General features: G+C 63.1%; 17 protein-coding genes. 4 read left to right on the plus strand and 13 right to left on the minus strand.

Features of this window, described 5'->3' with window-relative positions:
- Nucleotides 1-791: 791 nt before the first annotated feature.
- The 3 genes from DAT37_RS10440 to DAT37_RS10450 all read right to left on the minus strand — a co-directional run bounded on the left by DAT37_RS10440 (nucleotide 792) and on the right by DAT37_RS10450 (nucleotide 4,278).
- Nucleotides 792-1,943: an acyl-CoA dehydrogenase family protein gene (locus DAT37_RS10440; RefSeq protein ID WP_109524559.1), complete on the minus strand. Its 1,152-nt coding sequence runs from the start codon at nucleotides 1,941-1,943 to the stop codon at nucleotides 792-794.
- A gap of 122 nt (nucleotides 1,944-2,065) precedes the next feature.
- Nucleotides 2,066-3,241 (minus strand): acyl-CoA dehydrogenase family protein, encoded by a 1,176-nt coding sequence (locus tag DAT37_RS10445; RefSeq protein WP_109524560.1) that lies wholly within the window; start codon nucleotides 3,239-3,241, stop codon nucleotides 2,066-2,068.
- Nucleotides 3,238-4,278, minus strand: coding sequence for a phosphotransferase family protein (locus DAT37_RS10450; RefSeq protein ID WP_109524561.1), 1,041 nt, complete (start codon nucleotides 4,276-4,278; stop codon nucleotides 3,238-3,240). The genes DAT37_RS10445 and DAT37_RS10450 overlap by 4 nt, the downstream gene beginning before the upstream one ends.
- A gap of 604 nt (nucleotides 4,279-4,882) precedes the next feature.
- Here DAT37_RS10450 and DAT37_RS10455 point away from each other — a divergent pair.
- Nucleotides 4,883-5,682, plus strand: a protein-coding gene (locus DAT37_RS10455; protein ID WP_109524562.1) for an IS5 family transposase whose coding sequence is annotated in 2 segments (ribosomal slippage) — nucleotides 4,883-5,213 and nucleotides 5,213-5,682 — 801 coding nt in all. Because the reading frame shifts where the segments join, the coding sequence is not laid out codon by codon here.
- Nucleotides 5,683-5,687: 5 nt separating this feature from the next.
- Here DAT37_RS10455 and DAT37_RS10460 read toward each other — a convergent pair.
- Complete coding sequence (locus tag DAT37_RS10460) at nucleotides 5,688-6,968, minus strand: hypothetical protein (RefSeq protein WP_109524563.1); 1,281 nt, start codon at nucleotides 6,966-6,968, stop codon at nucleotides 5,688-5,690.
- Nucleotides 6,969-7,296: 328 nt separating this feature from the next.
- Between DAT37_RS10460 and DAT37_RS45345 the strand changes: the two genes are divergently transcribed.
- On the plus strand, nucleotides 7,297-7,539 hold the full coding sequence (locus DAT37_RS45345; RefSeq protein WP_232839657.1) for an aldehyde dehydrogenase family protein: 243 nt from the start codon (nucleotides 7,297-7,299) through the stop codon (nucleotides 7,537-7,539).
- A 70-nt stretch (nucleotides 7,540-7,609) separates the two neighbouring features.
- Nucleotides 7,610-7,759: a hypothetical protein gene (locus DAT37_RS46365; protein WP_408637389.1), complete on the plus strand. Its 150-nt coding sequence runs from the start codon at nucleotides 7,610-7,612 to the stop codon at nucleotides 7,757-7,759.
- A gap of 331 nt (nucleotides 7,760-8,090) precedes the next feature.
- Here the strand turns inward: DAT37_RS46365 and DAT37_RS10475 are convergent, their stop codons facing one another.
- The 6 genes from DAT37_RS10475 to DAT37_RS10500 form a co-directional block, all read right to left on the minus strand.
- Nucleotides 8,091-8,684 carry a GTP-binding protein gene (locus DAT37_RS10475; protein ID WP_109524566.1) on the minus strand — a complete coding sequence of 198 codons (594 nt, stop codon included), beginning with the start codon at nucleotides 8,682-8,684 and terminating at the stop codon, nucleotides 8,091-8,093.
- Entirely contained in the window at nucleotides 8,665-9,051 is a 387-nt protein-coding gene (locus tag DAT37_RS10480) for a DUF742 domain-containing protein (protein WP_109524567.1), read from the minus strand. The genes DAT37_RS10475 and DAT37_RS10480 overlap by 20 nt, the downstream gene beginning before the upstream one ends.
- Nucleotides 9,048-9,488, minus strand: a complete 441-nt coding sequence (locus tag DAT37_RS10485) for a roadblock/LC7 domain-containing protein (protein WP_109524568.1) — start codon at nucleotides 9,486-9,488, stop codon at nucleotides 9,048-9,050. The genes DAT37_RS10480 and DAT37_RS10485 overlap by 4 nt, the downstream gene beginning before the upstream one ends.
- A 15-nt stretch (nucleotides 9,489-9,503) precedes the next feature.
- A complete protein-coding gene (locus DAT37_RS10490; RefSeq protein WP_157978391.1) occupies nucleotides 9,504-11,792 on the minus strand; it encodes a sensor histidine kinase in 2,289 nt (762 codons plus the stop codon).
- A gap of 701 nt (nucleotides 11,793-12,493) precedes the next feature.
- Nucleotides 12,494-12,919: a roadblock/LC7 domain-containing protein gene (locus tag DAT37_RS10495; protein WP_109524570.1), complete on the minus strand. Its 426-nt coding sequence runs from the start codon at nucleotides 12,917-12,919 to the stop codon at nucleotides 12,494-12,496.
- Nucleotides 12,916-15,285 carry a sensor histidine kinase gene (locus DAT37_RS10500; RefSeq protein ID WP_232839656.1) on the minus strand — a complete coding sequence of 790 codons (2,370 nt, stop codon included), beginning with the start codon at nucleotides 15,283-15,285 and terminating at the stop codon, nucleotides 12,916-12,918. Before DAT37_RS10500 ends, DAT37_RS10495 begins: the two co-directional genes overlap by 4 nt.
- Nucleotides 15,286-15,400: 115 nt before the next feature.
- Between DAT37_RS10500 and DAT37_RS10505 the strand changes: the two genes are divergently transcribed.
- Nucleotides 15,401-16,237, plus strand: a complete 837-nt coding sequence (locus DAT37_RS10505; RefSeq protein ID WP_109524572.1) for an SDR family oxidoreductase — start codon at nucleotides 15,401-15,403, stop codon at nucleotides 16,235-16,237.
- A 72-nt stretch (nucleotides 16,238-16,309) separates the two neighbouring features.
- On the opposite strand, the gene DAT37_RS10510 is transcribed toward DAT37_RS10505, so the two are convergent.
- The 3 genes from DAT37_RS10510 to DAT37_RS10520 are packed head-to-tail and all read right to left on the minus strand — an operon-like array spanning nucleotide 16,310 to nucleotide 21,076.
- The gene (locus tag DAT37_RS10510; RefSeq protein WP_109524573.1) at nucleotides 16,310-17,563 is read right to left on the minus strand and encodes an ABC transporter substrate-binding protein; all 1,254 of its coding nucleotides are present in this window, start codon (nucleotides 17,561-17,563) and stop codon (nucleotides 16,310-16,312) included.
- A gap of 13 nt (nucleotides 17,564-17,576) precedes the next feature.
- On the minus strand, nucleotides 17,577-18,341 hold the full coding sequence (locus DAT37_RS10515; protein ID WP_109524574.1) for an ABC transporter ATP-binding protein: 765 nt from the start codon (nucleotides 18,339-18,341) through the stop codon (nucleotides 17,577-17,579).
- A complete protein-coding gene (locus DAT37_RS10520; RefSeq protein ID WP_109524575.1) occupies nucleotides 18,338-21,076 on the minus strand; it encodes a branched-chain amino acid ABC transporter permease/ATP-binding protein in 2,739 nt (912 codons plus the stop codon). Before DAT37_RS10520 ends, DAT37_RS10515 begins: the two co-directional genes overlap by 4 nt.
- Nucleotides 21,077-21,338 lie beyond the last annotated feature (262 nt).

Raw genomic sequence — 21,338 nt, forward strand, 5'->3', positions numbered from 1 at the left:
GGGAACTCATTTCCTGGGTTTTCTGACACTTGCCGCGGCACTGACCGGCTTCAAGAAACTCGCCAAGGCACGAGCAACCATGTGAGACATCGTCTAAATTGGTTGGCGAGCCCGCCTCATAAGGTGTTTCGAGGTTTCGATCTCGGAAATAAGTCCGGGTGACAGCGGTTGTCGAGGTCGAGCGGAGAGGCATGTATGTCGGTCAGTCGGTCGTCGGTTCCGGAGGTCGACACGTTCGCCTGGATGCACACATCGCGCGTATGGGGCCGAGGCCTCTCGAATAGGATTACACCCCCAGTGTTTCGTTCGGTTCCAGACCGTTATGCGCCAGCGTCGGGGCTTGGGCATGTCACAGTACTGCTTCCAGCGGTGGTCCGGATCCGTCGGCGCGTGGGTGTTTTGTGCCATCCGCAAGGTTGATTGCAACCGATCTGCAGTTCCTTTCGGGCAACCCCACCCACCAATCCAATGACAATTATCGCCCTGACGGAATACCCGCAGTTCGGACACTTGTCCAGGTTCTGCAACATCCCGTGCGCCGGTGAACGTATCGTTCGACGGCCGGGCTGGTCGAGTCGATCTGTTCGCAACTGGACTCGGAGACGGCTGTGATTCGATCGCGGTGCACCTGCCATTTCGATCTCCTTCATACCTCGTTGGTGGGCTTGTTCGGTGCGGGTCTCACTTTCGTTGGACAGTGGCGGTTCGAAAGCGCGGCTATGGTAAGACACGGTGAGGGCCTGATATCCGCTACCGTCAGGGTCATGTACGGCCTTTTCTGGGGGAGCGGGTCAGAGTGAGCGCGCGATCAGATCTTTCATGATTTCGTTCGACCCGGCATAGATCTTCTGGACTCTGGCGTCGGCGTACATTCGCGCGATCGGGAACTCACGCATGTAGCCGTATCCGCCGAACAGTTGGACGCACTGATCGATGACCTGGCATTGTTGCTCGGTAAGCCACCATTTCGCCATCGCCGCCGTGGTGGTGTCGAGATTTCCGGCGAGATGACGCTCGATGCAGGAATCTATGAAGACTCGGGTCGCGTGCGCGATGGTCTCGCATTCGGCGAGCACGAACTTGGTGTTCTGGAAGTCGAAGATAGTTTGGCCGAACGCCTTTCGTGCCTTCGTGTAGGCGATGGTCTCGGCGACGGCCACTTCCATTGTCGCGACGGCGGTGACACCGATGAGTAGCCGTTCCTGGGCCAGTTGGGTCATCAGTTGCCCGAAGCCGCGTCCTTCGACCTCTCCGAGTAGGTTCTCTCGCGGCACACGCACGTCCTGGAAGAACAATTCGGAGGTGTCCGCACTGTGCTGGCCGACTTTGTCGAGGATTCGGCCACGGGTGAAGCCGGGGCAGTCCGCGGTTTCGATGACGACGAGAGATACGCCTTTCGCACCGGCGGCGGGGTCGGTCTTGGCGACCACGACGATGATGTCGGCTTGGGATCCGTTGGAGATGAAGGTCTTCGAGCCGTTGAGGATGTAGTGGTCGCCGTCGAGGAGGGCGGTGGTCTTGATGTTCTTCAGGTCCGAACCCGCGCCGGGTTCGGTCATGGCTACCGCGGCGATGCTTCGCCCCGACGTCATGGAGGGCAGCCAGCGGCGTCGTTGTTCCTCTGTTCCGTAGGCGAGGATGTAGTGGGCAACGATGCCGCTGTGGACGGTGTTGCCGAATCCGGAGTCTGCTGCACGAGCTTGGGCTTCGAGGACGGCGAGGTCGTGGGCGAAGGTTCCGCCTCCGCCTCCGTATTCCTCGGGGATGGAGCAACACAAGAGCCCGAGGTCACCGGCCTTGATCCAGACGTCGCGGTCGATGTAGTGCTGCTGGTCCCAACGTTCCTGGTAGGGGGTGATTTCTCTGGCGAAGAACCTGTCGGCGAGGTCGCCGAGCGCGGTGATGTCGGTATCGCGCCACGACGAGGTGTAGGTGGTGGGCATCGTTGTCGTTCCTATCCCTCTGTAATTCGTCACCGTGTATCCGTTGCCGGTAAACCGTGATCTGGACCATGCTCGACGGGCAGGCCGCAGGGCCGAAGTGGGTCGAAGGCTGTTGCAGTTGCCTAGATGGCGCGCAGTATTTGGCGGCCGATGGCGTATTTGTGTACCTCGGTGGGGCCATCGTAGAGACGGAAGGCTCGGATGTCGCGGAAGATCATTTCGACGACGGTTTCGTCGCTGATGCCGATCCCGCCGAGCACCTGAACGCAGCGGTCGGCGACCTTGAACAGTTCCTCGGAGACTGACGCCTTGACCATGGAGCTCTCGTGCCGGGCTTTGCTTCCGTTGTCCATCAGCCAGCACGCGTGCCAGATGGCCAGGCGGCATTGTTGTAGCGCGATTTCGTTGTCGGCCAACATGAACGACACGCCCTGGTGTTCGCCGATCGGCTTGCCGAAGGCCGTGCGGGTGCGGGCGTGGTCTACGGCGATGTGTTGGGCACGGGCCGCGGCTCCCAGCCAGCGCATGCAGTGCGTCAGCCGGGCTGGTGCCAGGCGCAGTTGGGCGTAGCGCAGCGCTTGTCCGGCCTCGCCGAGTAGCGCGTCGGCGGGCAGTGTCAGGTTTTCGAACCGGACGACGCCGTGGCCTTCGACGTAGTTGCGGTCCATGGTGTTCATGATGCGTTCGATCACAATGCCGGGCTGGTCCCCGTCGGTGAGGAACAGGGTCGGGCCCGCGGGGAGATCGGAACCCGGCTGGAGGTCGGCCATGATGATCCATGTCTTGGCCCCGCGTGCGCCGGTGATCAACCATTTGAGGCCGTTGAGGGTGAAGTTCGTGCCGTTGAAGGTGGCGGTGGTGCGTAGCTGGGCGGGGTCGGATCCGGCACCGTCGGGTTCCGTCATGGCGAAGACCGAACGCTGATGACCTTCGACCACGGGCCTCAGATAGCGCTGCACCTGTTCCGGGGTGGCGATCTTGTCGAGTAGGAACATGTTGCCCTCGTCGGGGGCAGCGCAGTTCATAGCAACAGGGCCGAGAGTCGACCAGCCCGCCGACTCGTAGATCACCGCTTGATCGACGTGGGACAGCCCCCATCCACCTGCCTCGACCGATGCCTGCACGGTGAGAAGCTCCGCCGCTCGCGCGTGCTCGATCAGCTCCTGTCGCAGCTCGTCGGTGGGCCCGTGCTGAGTCAGGCGCGGATCGCGCTCGTAGGGGACAACGATGTCGGTGACGAATCGTCGCACCCGGTCAGCCTTCTCAGCGACATCGGCGGGGACGGCAAAGTTGATCACACTGCTCCTTTGGTGAATTGGTGTATAGCCCAGTCGAGGACCGTGTCGGCGATGTCGGCGAATTCGGCGTAGCGAGTGCCGGTGACCTCGCCTGCCTGCCATTTGCGATACAACTGCATCCAGGCGACGGCCAGCCGTAGGCGAGCGCAGGCGACGTGCCACACCAGAGAGCGCGGCGGCACGCCGCGAGCATGGAAATACCGCTGTGCAATCGCCGAACGATCACCGAAACCGACTGTCAGCGAGGGCACTTCGTTCAGCCGATGCAACGGCTCGGGGTCTGCGGTCTCGACCCAGTACGACAGCAGCACCGCCAGATCGAACAGCGGGCAGCCACGTGTGGCCATATCCCAATCGATCACGGCATTGGCGCGCAGGGTGTCCGGGTCGACGAGGATGTTGTTGAGCTTGAAGTCCATGTGCAGCAACGAGACTCCGGCGGGATCCGGAATCTCCCGGTCGAGCACGTCGATGAGCTGCCGGGCGGTCGAGGGCAACCCTTGGGGCCAGACCGCAGTCGCCCGTCTGGTCCATCCATGGAGTTGACGCGCGAGAAAGCCGTCGGGTCGGCCCAGTTCTCCCAGGCCGACATCGTCGGGATCCAGGGTATGCAACCCGACCATCGCATCGATCAAGGTGGCGGTGAGTCGGTCCGGCGCACCACTGTCCGCGGTGTCGGGCAGGGTGGCGGTGATCGCGATGCCCGGTCGGTACTCGAGGATCTGGAAGGGTGCACCGAGCACGGCAGGATCAGCACAGTACAGCAATCCCCGCGGGGCCAGTGCGAAAGATCTGTGCAGTCCCGACAGCACGCGCCATTCGCGAGCCATGTCGCTGGCAGATTCGGCCAGTACTCCGGCGGGGGGTCGGCGCAGCACCGCGGGGACACCGTCGAAGTCGATCAAGTAGTTGAGGTTGGCGATCCCTCCGGCGAACTGACGGACGTCGGTGACGTCGATTCGATGACCGTTGTCCCGTGCCCACGCCGACAGTCGGGCCCAATCCTGCTGGGTGGTGTCGTCGTGGCTTCGCCACATGCTGCCTCCTGTGTTTCGGACTGCCCGGTGGATTCGGTACCGCAAGCCGTCCGTTGGTTGAGGCCGATGCGAGGCCCACCACTTACATATACCACTTAGTTATACTAGTGAGGGAAGTGGATGTCCAGGAAGGCGATGAGCGATACTTGCCGCATCGACGGGAGGCGGCTTTCGTAATCCGACCCGCCCAGAACATAGTTCCACCGGCACGAGAAGTTCTCTCAGCCATACTGCAGCTAGTTCCGACCCATACCCCTGAAGTCGGATAACCCCGAAGCGGAATCCAACCCCTGTCGGAGTCTCGCCGACAACCCGACAGAGCCCCAGCGTGCGCCCGTGAAGCTGGTTCAGCTGATCAGTGACAGAGATGTCGGCAAGTCCGTCGCCTTTTGGCTAAGAGATTTTCGCCCAGGTCAGGAATTTCATGATCGAGGATCCCGAGAGTTGGTGCTCGATGTTCTTCCGTAGGCCGCAAGACGCCGTCGTCCGCCGGTGACCCGCGTACCCAGCCTCCTGTAGGTAGCAGTCCTCAGGCGCTACTAGGAGCTCCTAACGGGTTCGGTCAGGTGGCGGCGAGACCTGCTGTCGTACAGGATGTTTCGCTGTGGCAGCGCCGTGGGTCGTGGATGATGAGTTGTGGGCGGTTATCGAACCGCTACTGCCGGTGAAAGCGGCAGGAACGCCGGGTCCGGCCCAGCACGACCCGCGGCTGGTGTTCCAGGGGATCTTGTTCGTGTTGTTCACCGGGATCGGGTGGGAAGACCTTCCCCAGGAACTCGGGTTCGGCTCCGGGATGACGTGTTGGCGCAGGCTGCGCGACTGGCATACCGCCGGGGTGTTCGAGGCCATTCACCGAGCGGTCCTCGACCATAGCAACGCCGCCGGGTTGATCGACTTCGACCGGGTCATGATCGACGGCTCGCACGTGCGGGCGAAAAAGGGGGCGCCGCGACCGGCCCGAGCCCGGTAGACCGCGCCAAGACCGGTTCCAAACATCACCTGTTGACCTGCGGCAACGGGTTCCCGATCGTCGTGGAGCTCTCCGCAGCCAATGTCAACGACCACCTGATGCTCGCGCCCGTACTCGACCGGGTCCGCCCCTTGCGCGGGCGACCGGGGCCACCACGCCGCCGGATCAAAACGCTCCTCGGCGACAAGGGCTACGACTACCCCAGCGTGTACGCCGAGCTGCGGCAACGCGGGATCACCGGATACATCCCTCGCCGAGGAACCCGCGACAAAGTCACTGCTGGCCGTTGGATCGTGGAGCAGACCTTCGCCCTGCTCCACCAGTACCGGCGCCTGGCCGTCCGCTGGGAACGCCGCACCGACATCCATTACGGATTCCTGAATCTCGGTGCCGCGCTGATCTGTTGGCGACGACTCAGCAACCGAACCCGATAGGGGCTCTAGGCGGTGACGAAATGGGGAAGCGACTCGCTCAACGGTGTCGCGTCGTTGCGTGGATCGAAGATGGTAGCGATATAGGTCGTCGTGTATATCCACCACAGGAACGAGGTTCGGACCTCCTGGCGGGCCAGTGACGCGTCGTTGGTGGCCACGGCTGTGAGTGCGTTGAGGCTGTTGGCCTTGCTGTACATGACCGCGTACGACGCCCAAGCGAGTACGCGGTTGTATTGTTCCTGGTTCCACCCGCGATAGACAGTGGGTGTTCCGTACCCTATTCCGTTCCGGTAGATCGCGTCGCCTGCGGCACCGAAGCTTTGTTGGATTGCCAGTAGCGGTTCCTGCCCGGGGCGGCCTTGCACTATTCGAGCTACCTGTGCGTTGACGCCCGGGTCGGTTGTGGCTTGGGCGTGCTTGCGTTCCGCCTCTCGAAGATATGGTTGTTCGGGCAGGGCGAAGTGCGCGTCGAGGAATATGTCCGGGTTCGCGCTGAAGTAGTTATCGGTGAATGGTGTCGCCGCGATCGGTGCGTTGAGGCTCGGGGGCAGCAGATTGAACAGCCATCTTGCGTCGTATCCGAACATGCCCACTTCGGCGGGGCCTCGCTCGAGCAGGTCGCTGCGGGGGCCCGGCAGGCCGGCGGTGAGGGGGGCGTTGCTCCTCAATGTCTGCTCGGCGAAACCGAGCACCGCGGCGTCGTCACCGAAGAGGGCAGTGTCGCGGTACTGCGCGAGTACAAGATCGTAGAACTGTGTGTAGACAGCGTCAGTCGGGGTGGCCGAGGTCGAGGACGGCTGATCGAACACGCCCATGCTCGTTCGCAGCCAACTGCTGGAGTAGTAGCCGCACAAGTGGACCAGCCACTGGGCCCGGCCCAGTCCCTCCGGGGTGGTGAGGTCCAGGTCGCGGCCTTCCGGCGGTGCCGCTTCGTTCATAGCGATGTTCGCGAGCTGGTGCGGTAGCCACCAGGTGAAGAAGTCCTGCACGTTCGGATCGGCGATGGTGATCTCGCCGGTGTTGGTCAGGTGCGGGTTGTTGGCGTATTCGCGTGCGAAGGCGTCGAGCAGTTCCGGATCGGCGATCAGTCCGTTGCGCGCGAGGCTTGGGTAGCCGTTGTCGATCCACGGGTAATAGGTCTCGCTCAATCCGGTGACCGCCGTCTGGGGCGCGGCATCCGCGCAGACCGCTGCGGACAGGCACATCGTGGCGGCCGTGAGTACCGCGACCGATGAACGGATCGCCCGATGAAGACGTCCGATTTCGTGACGGCTCGCGATCTTCATGCACTTCCTCCCATACGGCTTTACGAGAGTGTGGCACATCTAGTTCAACTAGGTGAACGATTTGGCCCTAGTCATCTGAGTTACTGTTCTTACCCGCGATACCTGGTCAGCGCTCAAGGTAAAAGTGTTCATATACGACATCAACACTGTGATCGACCGCCGATCCGGCTGCCACTGCGCTGTTGATCCATTCCACCCTCGACTACTCCCAGCAATCGGGATCTGTGAGTGCAGTCGTTTCCAGGCCGGGGACCGGGGACTGTGGAAGCGGTCAGTGTGCCTGAGGGATGTTCAAGCTCGCCCCTGCGCTCACGGCGGGTGTGCGGTGGTGGTCAACCATCACCGGAAACGCGCTCGGTTCGTATCTGTTTGCCGATGCCGTCTACGAGAGCGGCCTTCCGCCAGGGTAGTCAATGTGGTACCCGGTGATCGCGTGGTGGCCGAGTACCTCGTCCGTCACGACGGCGTCGACAAAATCGCTTTCACCGGTTCCACCACGGCAGGACGTCGAATCGAGGAATTGTGCGCTGCGGCTCTGAAACTGAATCGTCACGCGCCGCTCCGGATCTGACACTGTCAGGACGGAGACCCGATGGCCCGTAGCCGCGGCCAATGACTCGCTCTATGGTCTCGGCGGAACTGTGTGGAGCGCGGATGTCGAGCGCGGGACAGCGGTTGCCCAGCAGATCGACACCGGAGCAGTCGGGGTCAACACCTGTACTCTCGATGGGAACGCGCCCCCTTCGATGGACACAAAGCCAGCGGGCTGGGCTCCGGTGACGAGGGCATAGCCGCGTACTTCAAGCTGACCTCGTGATGGGACCCCGTCGATCGGTCCGGACCGAACCAACGGGGTCAACTCACGGGCCGTCCGCCGGTTGACGCCGATCCCAAGCTCTTACATATGCCACTTAGTTATATTATTGACTGAAGTGGATGTCCAAGGGAGGGCGATGAAGCGATATTTGCCGCATCGACAGGAGGGCTTTGTGAACCGGTGGATGTGGAGCGCCACGAGCCTTCAGAAATGTGTCGCACCGTAGGCCACGAATGGCGACTTCAGGCAATCCGGGGCCTGAAGTAAAGGCGGGCGCGGTCGCGGCCGACCGCCGGGCAGACGGGTCAGGACGAAATGGTGGAGGCCATGATGTACTCCAATAGGCAGATGAGAACGTGTTTGGCCGATTCGCGTTCCCGGATATCACACAAGACCACCGGTATGGTCGATGGCAGATCGAGGGCACGTCTGATCTCGTCCTCGTAGTAGATGTCGGCGCCATCGAAGCAGTTCACGGCGAGGATGAACGGGATGCCGCGAGATTCGAAAAAGTCCACCGGAGCGAAGCATGCCTCGAGTCGTCGGGTGTCGGCCAGCACGATCGCGCCGATCGCGCCGGTGGACAACTCGTCCCACATGAACCAGAAGCGGTCCTGACCCGGTGTACCGAACAAGTACATGACCACATCGGAGCCGATGGTGAGGCGTCCGAAATCCAAGGCGACTGTCGTGGTGGTCTTGCCTTCGATTCCGGTGAGGTCGTCGACACCGATGCTTCGTTCAGTGAGCTGTTCTTCGGTTCGCAGGGGCGTGATCTCGCTGATCGTGCTGACCATGGTCGTCTTGCCGACTCCGAATCCGCCCGCGATCAGGAGTTTGACCGCCCGGACAGTCTGGATGCCTGCCGAGCCGAAGTGATCAGAGTCTGCGAACACCATCGAGTACCGCCTGGATGAGTAGTGTGTCGGGTCGTAGTTCGGTGGGAGTGGGTGATCTGAAGATCACGTATCCCGCGGTGATCAGGTCGCTGACGAGCACTTTTACCGTAGCGACGAGAAGATTCAAGTGTGCGGAGATCTCGACGATCGACAGCGGCCGCTCCTGGCACATCCGGAGAATCATCCCGTATTCGCGATCGAGAGTGGTGACCTCGACGGCGGAGCCGACCGCGACGACAAGAGTGAGTATGTCCAGATCGTAGAGGTCGATCCCGGCACGTCCTCGAGTGACCGCGAAGGGCCGCACGAGCGGACCGGGATCATCTTCCGGGTGCGGTTCGTAGAATTGATCTTCGTAGTAATTCATTGTCGATACATCGTCATCATGGGATCGCTGGGGGTTCGAGGACTTGCGGAGAGCTGATCCCGTACCTGGCTGACCATGACATTCATCTGGTAGGCGATGAGGCCGAGGTCGGTGTCGATCTCGGCAAGCAACGCAAGGCATGCGCCGTGTCCAGCTTCGGTGACGACGAAGAAGCCGTGCTCCAATTCGGTGACACTCTGGTGCAGCGACCCCTTGCCGAATCGGGTGCCCACGCCGCGGCCGAGGCTGTGCAGGGCCGACGCCATCGCGGCGAGGTGTTCGGCGCCTTCACGGTCGAGCCCGCTAGATGATGCGAGCGCTAGCCCGTCGGCCGATAGGACAACGGCGTGTTCGGCACCGGGGATGCGGCCGACGAGGCCGTTGAGTAGCCAGTCCAATTCGGGCAAGGCTGGCCTGGACGAGAATTCGTCGTTCATTATTGACCGTCCGTTTCACTGGTAGGGGTCGGTGGTGGAGGCACGCCCTTGCCGCGTTCCGCTCTGGAAGGCGGCCATCGAGCCTCGCGCGAAGTCTGCGCTGCGTTCTCTAGCGGGAACGTCTGCCCGCGTGGAAGTGTCGGTGCGCTGGGGTTGGAGTTCGCGTGCCATGTGGGTCTGTCGCTCCCGCTGTGGAAGTGGAGCGCGGTTGCGGGTGACGGGAGGAGCGAACATGCGGTCGGCCGAGGCAGGTCGACCGCGGAGGACGGGAGCATCGATCGTCAGCGGCTGACGGCGTGGAGACTCGGCGATGACTACGGAGGAATGAGTGTGCGGGTCGACTTGCTCGGGATGGCCTGCGGGTTCGTGAGGAATGAGTCTCGACTTCTGCGAAGACTGTTCCATCCGAGGGGGTTTGGCGGTGAGGACACGATCGGCACGGGGTGCGTCGGTTGCTTGCAGGGTCTCTGTCGGGATCAGGATGATCGACTTGATGCCGCCGTAGGCTGATTCCTGCAAGTTCACGGTGATCGAATGCCGTTGTGCCAGCCTGCCGACGACGAATAGTCCCAGATGGCGGCGGCCTTCCAGGGCCATCTCGTGAAAGTCCGGGGGGTTGCGCAGTGTCTCGTTCAGCCGCTCGCGTTCTTCGAAGCGGATACCGAGGCCTTGGTCCTCGACCTCGATGACTACTCCACGTCCGACGCTGTTTCCGTGGATAGACACGGGTGCCTCAGGAGGAGAAAAAGTCGCCGCGTTGTCGATGAGTTCGGCCAACAGATGGATGAGGTCGGCCACGGCGCCCCCGGACACCAGCGCCTCGGGTATGCGAACGGCTCCCACCCTGGCCATGTTCTCGGTCTCCGACACCGCGCTGCGGACGACGTCTTCCAGCAGCACGGGTTGCCGCCATCGTCTGCCCGCCTGCCCGCCTCCGAGAATGAGCAGGTTCTCGGCGTTTCGCCGGGCGCGTGTGGTCAGGTGATCGAGATCGAACAGGAGTTGGAGGTGTTCGGGGTCATTCTGCTTCGACTCCGCGATGTCGAGTACCTCCAATTGCTTGCGGACCACAGCTTGATTGCGGTAAGCGATGTCGAGAAATACCTTCGCGAAACCGGAGCGGGTTCGTGCCTGGTCGACTGCTGTGGTCACTGCGGTGCGCAGGGCGATGTCGAAAGCTTCCGCGACTTGGTCGATCTCGTCGTTGCCAATTGGCGAGGTTCCGATCTCGGTGTCGAGGTCGATCGACTCACCATCGTGGATTCTCTGGATCAGTGCGGGCAGGGTGTCGTGGGCGAGGTGGAGACTTCTGGACCGAAGCGCCCTCAGCCGGGCTACCAGTCTGCGCGCGAGGACAACTGCGAGCCCGAGCGTTGATGCGGTGATGAGTAATACTGCCAGCCCCACCCATACCGTTCGGGTGACTGACGTACGTGCGGCGTCGTCTGCGGTCTGGACAGCGTGTGAGATCTGACTGTCGAACAGGTCGAGCAGTCGTGCGTTGACCGCTTCCTCGGCCGATTGCCAACTCGGATAGGGAACAGATAGTTGACCTTGCTCTGCGAGTTCGCTCTCCCCGGTCGTCGCCAGGTTCCACTCCGGGCTGGCGATCAACTGTCGGTAGCCGTCCTGGACGGGAGGAGCAAGCTGGGACTCCAGCGTTTTCAGCTGGCGCTGGGTACCGCTGTACAGATCCGAGACGGTGCGTTGTTGACCGGGATCGACACTGCCTAGGGCCAACCCGCCGTTGACCAGGGCTGTGGCGCGCGAGTGCATATCAGCAATCCGTAACATCGCCGCGGAGCTGAGTTCTTCGGTGACAGTGGCGTTGTTCGGTGCCTGGGACACTGCGGTCTGGACGACGCTTTCGGCGAAGACATCGACGAGTTCGGAGTAGAACCCGTCGATGTCCGATCCAGGGATCTGCCGACGGTCAACAGAAGCCCGGACTGTCGGCAGTAGTGGTGCCAGTCTGCCGAAACGTGCATGCCACTCCGCGTTGGCGAACATATCGAATCTGTCTTCGGCAATCGCGGAAAGTCGGCTCACCGCAACCAACGCTGTATCGGTCTGTGTGCGGCGATCGGCGAGTTGGTCGTAAGCTCCTGAATTTCCGTTGATCGCTTGCAGACTGATGCTGCGTTCCTGCTGGATCGCGACGACGAATCGGAGTGCCGGTTCGGTGGATTCACTGCGGAAGTCGAACCACTGGCCGACCGCGCGTGCCTCGCCGGCGAGCAGAGTGACGACGATTGCGCCGGTGAGTAGAAGGGCGGTGCTCGGGATCAGCGCGATGGCCAGCACGCGAGTTCGGATGCTGGAATTCGATCGCCGGCCCACCAGCGGGATCCGGAGCCGGTTCGTCGTGGACCCTGCGCTTTGCGGTTCATCGGTGCGGGTTGCGGCTGGCTGCGGAGTCAATGAATTTCCTCGTTCGGTTCGCCCGACGCAGGGCAGTGAGTCAGCGGGCGCGTATGGGGATAGTTATATAACTAAGATAGATGTCTCGGCAACTGGTCGTTAACTTGTTCCGCCAAGGTGAACGCACATCGCGCAGCATTCCCATGTCCGGCATGGTTGGCGGGATCATAAGAAGGTTCACCAGGTGCTGAGATCTAGGTCTCAGAATTGGCCTGTTCGTGGCGCCGACCGCTGGTTCAGGGCGTAGCTGTCTCCTGGTCGACTGCGTTCCGGTGCGGACGTTCGCCGAGTTGCGTCAGCCAGTGGTTTCGTGACCCTGGGCGGCGATTGCGGGTTGCGTCCGCACTGCCGCAACAGCTACGAACGCGGCCCAATCGGCGGCGGACCCGATTCGCTCCGAAGGTAGTTCAGTGCTCGGCGACGCTGAGCGTCGCGTGGACACGGCATTCGAAATCGCAGTCCCGCAGAGGGTTTGCCGCAGGCGCCGTTGGAGCGATCTCGGCGATAGGTTCACGGTTTGGGTGCTGGTCACGGCTCTGGTGTCGAGACGGACATGGCCTGCCGATAATCACCTACGTGGGAGTTCACGACCGCTTGTGGCCCAAGTTCCCTTGCGACGTCCGCCGGGGCGCGGTCGAGAGATAGTTGCCGATGCGGTGTACCGTCTGATTCGCTTCGAAGGCGACTACTCCCATATCGGCCGTCGCACTGGTGAACAGGGCTAGGCACGCGTTTGCGCCCGCGGTGGTGACGAACAATACGGCGTCGTCGAGTTCTATCACCGATTGGCGCACACCACCGCCTGCGAAGCGGTGTCCCGCACTGCGGGCGAGACTGTTCAGCGCGGAGGCCATGGCGGCGAAGTGCTCGGCCTCGTCGACGGGCATGGCAGTGGACGAACCGAGCAACATTCCGTCGGTGGACAACACGACGGCATGGCGAACTCCGGCCACGCGCTGAACGAAGTCATCGAGTAGCCATGCCAGATTACCGGTGTTCGGAGATGTCACAGCAGGCCTTCGTTTCCGTAGTGTTCGGGTCGTTCCGGGATGGCCTGAGTCCGTCGGCCTTGACGAGTTCCGTTTTCGATAGCCGACATCAGGTCGCGGGCCTGCTCGGCCGTGCGGGGTCGCTCGGGCATGCGCCGATCGCCGGTCGGCGCGCTGTCGCCGGGTGCCTGCGCGAGTTGTGGAGCCAGGCTGGTCTGCCGAAGACGGCGTGGCAGTAGTGGCCGACCTCCGTCGTCGGGGTGGATCGGGTCGCTGAAACCGGTTGGCTCCGAATGGGTTTCCCACGTTTGCTCGGGCGCGTGTGATTCTCGGGACGAGATCGGCGATCGCCCTGGTTCGACGGCCGGGGAACGGCGGACGGGAGGGGCTTCTGGCCCGGACAGTGCCCTCGCGGCCTCGATCGAGGGCGATGGGGGGCCGAGTGTCGCCGCAGAGGCGATGATACCGGAGGGGAGGAGCGCGATAGCCCGGATTCCGCCATAATCCGATTCGGTCAGTCGCACCATCACAGAGTGACGAGCCGCGAGTCTCGACACCACGAACATGCCGAGTCGGGAGTCGGCGGACAGGCTGGTGACACTGAAATCGGTGGAATTGGACAGGGTGTCGTTCAACCGCTCGATATCCTCCGAGAGCATACCGAGCCCTTGGTCGGTGATCTCGACGACGATGCCTTTGCCGACGACGTTCCCACTCACCTCCACCGTGCATTCCGGTGGTGAGAACGACGTCGCGTTGTCCACGAGTTCGGCGAGCAGGTGGATGAGGTCGGCGACGGCGGCGCCGAGCACCGACGCATCGGGCAGTCGGGTGATATGAACGCGGGCGTAGTTCTCTGTCTCGCTGACGGCGCTACGAACGAGGTCGACGAGCGGGATCGGATTACGCCACTGCCGCCCGGGGCGACCACCGCCGAGAATGATCAGATTCTCGGCATTGCGACGTTCTCGCGTCGCCAGGTGGTCCAGCTGGAACAACAAGGACAACTGGGTGGGATCCTCTTGTTCTCGTTCGGCCTGGTCGAGGACCTCGAGTTGCCGGTGGATCACGACCTGGCTGCGGTAGGCGATGTTGAGGAAGACCGCGTTGACCCCCTCACGGGTCTTTGCCTCGGCGATAGCGGCCGTCACGGCAGCGTTCTGGGCGCGGTTGAACGCTGCCGCGACCTGTCCGATCTCATCGGTGCCGTAGTCGAGTCGCGCCACGTCGGTGTCCGGATCTACCGGTTGTCCGTCCCGCAGGCGGGTTGCGATCCGAGGCAATTGCTCGTCGGCCAGCACGAGGGTGTCGGCGCGCAGACGGCGAAGTCGCCGAATCAACTGGGCGGAGAGCCTGGCCGCGATCAGAAACGCGGCCAGCGAGATCAGCAGCATCGTCGCACCGCCGATCATCGAGTTGCGGGCAGCGCTGTCGCCTTCGGCCTTGGTCGCGCGCAGGGCGTAACGATGATGGGACTTCCACAGATCGAGCAGCGCGACGCTCACCTTCGTCGCAGCGTCCTGCCAGTCCACGATATTCAACGGCAGCGGTTCCGACCTGCCTGTGTCGGTCGGCTTTCCGGAGGAGCCGGACGCGGGGGTGACGACGCCGCGATCGGTGAGGGTGTCTTCCGCCAGGGTCATTCGTTGCCAGAGGTCGCTGTCGATCAGACGTCGCAGGGTGGCTTGTTCGTCGGTCGTGAGGTGCGGGCCGATATGGCCGACCTCGGTCCGATAGTGGCCGGTCTGATGGCTGAACTCGCGCAATTGTTCCGCGGACATGCTTCCGCTCGTCACGGCCGCCACAGCGACGGCGTTACTTCTCGACATGGCCTCTGCGATGTGGAACAGCCGGGCCGCAGTAGCCTCCTCTGCCGCGGTCTCGGCGGTGGGGGAGACCCGGGCGACGATCTCCACGCCACCCGAGGCGACTCCGACCAGTCGGCTGAAGAACGAATACGCCTCATCGGCGGACAGCACGGCGGAGTCGGAACGTTGTCGGATGATCGGGAGCTGTCCGGCCAGGTCGCGAGCCGTGGCAACGGTGGCGTTCAATTCCTCCGGGTTGAGGCCCGCGATGCTGATGCCTGCGGAAAGTGCCACCCGCATCGCCTCGTCGACCTTCGCGCGTTGGAGGAGCACTGCACCCGCGAGTCGGCCGTCGCCACCGGCCTGCATCATCGTCAGGCGTCGTTCTTCCTGGATCTGAATCGCGAATTCGATACCGGGAGTGGTGTTCCGGTCGATCTCCTCGGCCCAGTTCGTGGCCTTCCTCGCATCTGCGAGCAGGTATCCCGCCATCCCGACGCCGAGTAGTAAGAGCGTAAGACTCGGGACAAGAGCGATGGAGAGGATGCGACCTCGAATACCGAGCTTGGCCGTGAACATCGACATATCTTACCCGCAGCAACTTTCCGAATCGGTGTGTTCTACTGAAAGATCATATTTAACTATCTATTTAAAGCAACCGCTGAATCGAGCGGTTCACACGAGGAGGACACCCATGGCCGGATTGGCTGGTCGGACACTGATCATGTCGGGCGGTAGCCGCGGTATCGGCGAGGCGATCGCCTTGCGTGCTGCTCGCGACGGCGCGAGTATCGCGTTGATCGCCAAGACCGCGGAGCCGCACGCCAAACTTCCCGGGACGATCTATACCGCGGCGAAGTCCATCGAGGCGGCCGGCGGCAACGCGCTGCCGATTGTCGGCGACGTGCGCGACGACGAGGGCGTGGCCGCCGCAGTCGAGCGGACCGTGTCACAGTTCGGCGGGATCGACATCGTGGTGAACAACGCCAGCGCGATCGATCTCACACCGACCGAAGCAGTCAGCATGAAACGTTACGACCTGATGCAGCAGATCAACGCGCGCGGGAGCTTTCTGCTATCGAAGCTGTCCATCCCGTACCTGCGCAAGTCGACCAACCCGCACATCCTGACGCTGTCTCCACCGATCGCTCTCGATCCGAAGTGGTTCGTCTCCGGCCACCTCGCCTATACCATCGCCAAATACTCGATGAGTCTGGTCACGGTCGGACTCTCCGCAGAGCTGCGTTCCGACGGCATCGCCGTCAACTCGTTGTGGCCTCGTACCACCATCGCGACCGCGGCCGTTCGAAACGTGCTCGGCGCGGACCTGGCCGAGCGTAGCCGGGTGCCACAGATCATGGCCGACGCCGCGCACCTGATCCTCACCGAGCCAAGCGCCGAGACAACGGGCAACTTCTTCATCGATGACGAGGTGCTCGCCGCTGCGGGCGTCACCGATTTCGCGCCGTATCGGCTGTGTGAGCGCGAGGAGGATCTGGAACTCGACATCTGGGTGGATACACGAGGCTGAACAGGAGCCGGCACGGGCGAGAATGCATATGGGGCCCGACCTTCGGGGGATCGGGCCTCATATCTTCGGCGGTCAGGCGGTCGGCGGCTTGAGCAGTGGACTCACATCGACGGTCTTGACGTCGACTACGGTGCCGTCCTCTTGCGCTCTGCCCAGCAGTCCGTCCTTCGCGCAGATATTCGGCGCGATGGCGATGACTTTGTTGCCGCACTGGAAGGTCGCGCCCGCGCCGAGCGGCATCGGCTGAGGCACGCTCATCGTCGAGAGGTGAGCGCTGACGGTGGCTCGGGTTACCTCGCCCTGGATGCCGGTCATGGCTCGGGCGAAGCCGAGCACGGATTGGAATCCGGTGGGAGCGGTACCGGTCTTGATCTTGTCGTTGGTGTACTTGTCGATGACGGCGTCGAAGAGCTTCGTGTCGTTCTGCGTCGGATCGACGGAGAATTGGGTGGCGACCAGCAGTCCGGCGTATCCGCCGGGGATCGAAGTGGCGGCGGTCTCGTCACCGAGGCACTGGGCGACTGTGACGATCGGCTGCTGGGCGTCGAGTGTGCGTATCGCCTTCAGTGTGCTGGTACAGAAGGCAGGATCGCCGATGATCTGGAACATCTGCGGATCTTTGGTCAGCGCGGCCTGGATCTGGGGTGTGTGGTCGGGGGTGCCGGGCGGCAGAGCGACGATATCCGCCGTGGCGCCGACATTTCCGTAGACGAGGCGGCCCAGTTGGGAGAGTGGTCCGACCACGGCGGGCACGTCGATGGTGACGATCGCGACCTTGGTGAAGCCTTTCTCCTTGGCATAAGCGGCGGGCACCCCGACGAGGGTTCCGAGACTGTTGACCATCACGTACGAGTTCGGCGCACTGAATGCCTGCTGGGTGGAGCCGAGGTTGAAGTAGGGCAGACCGGCCGGGCTGGTGACCTCGATGATGGGGTCGACATTGCCGTTGGGGCCGCTGACCACCGCGACGGCGTCGGACTGTACGTATTTGTTCGCGCAGTCGCGGGCTCTGCTGGGCAGGGTTTGATTCTCGCAGACCAGGACGATCTCGAGCGGCCGCCCGTTGATGCCGCCGAGGTAGTCGTTGACGTAGGAAGCGGTCGCCCGGGCGGCCGCGATCTCCATCGTCGTGTCGACGTGCGCGCCTTTGCCTTCGGAGTTGAAGGCGATCTTGATCGGCTCCCCGATGGCTTTGTTCGGGGTGCCGAGCACCGACTCGTCGACTGTCGAGGAGCCGGAGTCACTGGAGCAGCCTGTGACGACAAGGGCCATGGTCAGTGCTGCGGCGGGCAACAGCGCCCACCGTGTCGAGGGTTTGGCGAACATGATGATCTCTTTCTTATCGGGTGTTCTGTGGTGCGCCCGGCGTCGGCTGTGCGGCCGAGGTCGTCACCGGTCCACCAGGGTCGGTGTCGCCGAGGTACGCGGCCTCGATGCGACGCGGGTCGCGAGCCAAGTCGGCGGCGTCGCCCCGGAGGGTGACCTCGCCGTGGACGAGGACGAGGGCTTGGTCGGCGACTTCGAGGGCCAGTCGGACGTGCTGTTCGACCAGAACCACGGTGGTCGCGGTCTCATCGGCTATCCGACGTACCACTGGTAATAGGTTCTCGACAATGACCGGTGCCAGCCCCATGCTCATTTCATCGATGAGCAGCACTTTCGGCTGCTGTATCAAGGCCCGGGCCAATGCGAGCATCTGCTGTTCGCCGCCGGAGAGCGATCCGGCCTGGACCGACCAACGGGCTTTCAGCGCCGGGAACAGTTCGACGATTCGGTCCAGCGGCGGGCCGCTGCGGCGCCGGGCGATGCCGAGATTGTCGGCGACGCTCAGCGTGGAGAACAGCGCGCGATCGTCGGGGACAAGAACAAGACCCGCGAGATTCGCGCGTGCGGGCCGGGCGTCGGGCAGTGCCCTGCCGTTCACCGATACCTGCCCGCCCAGTCGTGGCAGGAATCCGGCCAGGGTGAGCATGAGCGTGGTTTTTCCCGATCCGTTGGGGCCGAGGACAGCGAGCACCGTTCCGGAATCGAGGTCGAGGTCGAGACCGCGCACCACGGGGATTCCTCCGTGACCGGCCACCAGACCGTGGCATCGCAGACTCATACGGTGACCTCCTCGGCATGGGCGCTGCCGAGGTACGCCTCGGCGACCGCACGGTCGTTGCGGATCTGGCTGGGGGTTCCGGTGGCGAGGGTTCGGCCGAAATCGAGTACATGTATCCGGTCGCACAGGCTGAGAACAAGGCCCATGTCGTGCTCGACCAGCAGGATCGATACTCCACTGGCTCGAATCGCGCGTAATCTATCTGCGAGCCAGCGGCTTTCGTTGGTATCGAGTCCTCCGGCGGGTTCATCGAGGAGCAATACTCGCGGGCGCCCAGCCAGTGCTCGCGCGATCGACACGAGCTGGCGCATGCCGTGCGAGAGCTCTCCGACGGGTACGTCGCGAACCTCGGTGAGGTCGAGCAGTTCGAAGAGCTCATCGAGTTCGCTGTGATCGCGCTCCGTCTTGCGTCCGCGCGAGGTCCGGCCTACGAGCACGTTTTCCGACACACTGAGGTCGTCGTAGAGTTCGACCGCCTGGAAGGTGCGGCCGAGGCCTGCCCTGATCCGTTCGAATGACCGCAGTTCATCGATTCGGTTGTCGCCCAGTGTGATCCGGCCATTGGCTGGAGCGAAGCCGCTTATCGCGTCGATGAGGGAGGTCTTGCCCGCGCCATTGGGGCCGATCAGCCCGACGATGGCGCCTCGTGGCACGGACAGGTCGACGAGATCCACAGCGACGACACCTCCGTAGCGGACGGTGACCTCGTGAAGGGTCAGTGCGTCCTGTTCGCTGATTTCGATCGGTTCCGGTTCGAGAGCGGCGTTGTCCGGGATATAGGTCGTGGTGATCGTCGGTGTCGGGTTGTTTCGTGCTCGCAGACGCCCGGCCAGTCGGTGTCCGGGCCCGACGAGTCCCTCGGGATTGAGCAGGACTGTGAGCACCAGCCCGATTCCGACAGCCACCTGGTACCAGTCGGCGCCTGCCACGAGCTTGTCCAACGCGACGAACACGATGCCGCCCGCGCCCAGCAACCCGGCGAGCAGACCGCCGGAGACCGAGGTCACCCCGACCAGATAGACCGTCGCGAACAGGGCGAGACCCGCCAGGGCCGCGAATGGTTCGAAGGAGACGGTCGTCTGCTGGTATGCCATCAGACAGCCGCCGATGCCCGCGATGAAACCGCCGATCGCGAAGGCGACGAGTTTCGTACGCACGACGTTGATCCCGGATGCAGCGGCGGAGCGTTCGTTGGCGCGCACGGCGAGCATCCGCGCGCCGAGTCTGCTGCGTCGCAGTATCGCCACCGCGACGCCGACAGCGATGAGCACGATCAGGCACAGCACGCCGAAGGCGAGTCGAGGGTATTCGGTTCCGCTGCCGATTCCGAGGTCGTATCCGAAGAGTCGGGCGGGCGGAATGCGCACCCCACTGGAACTCACGATGTCGCTGTTACGGAACCAGACGGCCTCGATGGCGTAGGCGAGGGCGAGCGTCACGACCGCGACTGTCAAGCCGCGCACACGCAGTGCGGGTAGCCCGACCACAACACCGAGGGCCGACGCGGCGGCCGCGGCCACCAGGGGTGCGAACGGGAAAGGTACGCCCCAGCTGTCGGCGATCGGCCCGAGCAGAAATCCGGCCGCGCCGGCCAACGCGAGCTGCGCGAGTGAGACCTGCCCCGCGTAGCCGGTGACGACGACGAGGGAGAGTGCGATCACGGAGAAGATCAGGGAGGTGATCAGACCCGCCCGCCATTCGTTGTTCAGGGCGGCGAGCGAAATCATCGCGACGACAGCTGGTATCGCGGTGCAGAGAAGTATGCGATCGGGGCGGGGGGCCCGGCCGAGGGATGACAGGATGACCGCGCCCCTGGCGGGTAGTTCGCGCGCCCGAATCACGAGGAAGAGCACGATCAACACCAGCGGAACCAGTTCAGCCGATCCGGACGAGGGCAGCCACCCGTGTACGCCTGCCAGGTACTGGGCTTCGGACTGCAGCATGCCGATCATCAGGCCTGCCAGCACCGCGCCGACGACCGAGGAGAACCTGCCGAGAATCGCAGCGGCCAAGGCGGGAACGATGAACAGCGTGTACGCGGTGGGCGCGAGTGGGACGATCGGGGCGATCAGAATACCGGACAGGCCGGCGACCGCCGTGCCGATCATCCAGTTCCACGCTGCGACGCGATCCGGCGACAATCCACTGACGTAGGCGCCTTTCTCGCTCTCGGCGGCTGCCCGAGTGGCGAGCCCGAATCGGGTGAATCGATATATCGCGGCCAGCGCCACGGCTACCACGACAATGGTCAAGGCGAACCACACCCGGTCTTTCGGAATGCTGACTCCGCCGAAAGACCATCTGCCAGTAGGGAATATCGGCTTGACACCGATCGGTGCGGTGCCGACTCGCAATACGGCCAGCTCGGTGAAAATCACCATCAGCCCTATCGAGGCGACAGCCTTCGCGACCGGCGGCGCCGTGCGTAATGGCCGGAAGACCAACAGGTACAGCACTGCGCCGAGAACCGCGGCGATCCCGAGGGAGATCGCGGCGGACGCCCAGAAGCCCGGATCGTCACCGAGGTCGATGCTTTTCGGTAGGCCCGGGATCAGCACCAACAGCTCTCCCTTGCGGAGGAACGCGTAGGTGTAGGCGGTGTAGAGCGCGATCGATCCGGTGGCGAAGTGGATGACCCCGGAGCTGCGGTAGATCACCACGAGTGCCAGCGCGAGTGCCGCGAAGACAGCTCCCGCGCCGAGTCCGAGGAGTAGGAACTGAAGGTGTGTGGTCATTCAGGGCCTTCGTCTGGTGGCTGTCAGCGAGATCAATGAGATAATAGATCTATATCATTGAACTGTTCGAGGTGTCTCGCTTTTCGTGCGTCGCTCTATGTGGAATCGGGAAGGGCGACACTTGTCGCATAAGGCGACAGCTGTCGTGCGACGCGGGTCCAAGATTTAGACCGTGTCTCACATGGATGTGATTCGGTACCTGCGCGTCGAGATCGGCTGTGTTGCATGATGTTCAGTCGTGGATGCGTTGGCGGTGCGGTTG

Origin of the sequence: Nocardia aurea, assembly GCF_003123685.1 — a bacterium.
GTDB classification, from domain to species: Bacteria; Actinomycetota; Actinomycetes; order Mycobacteriales; family Mycobacteriaceae; genus Nocardia; species Nocardia aurea.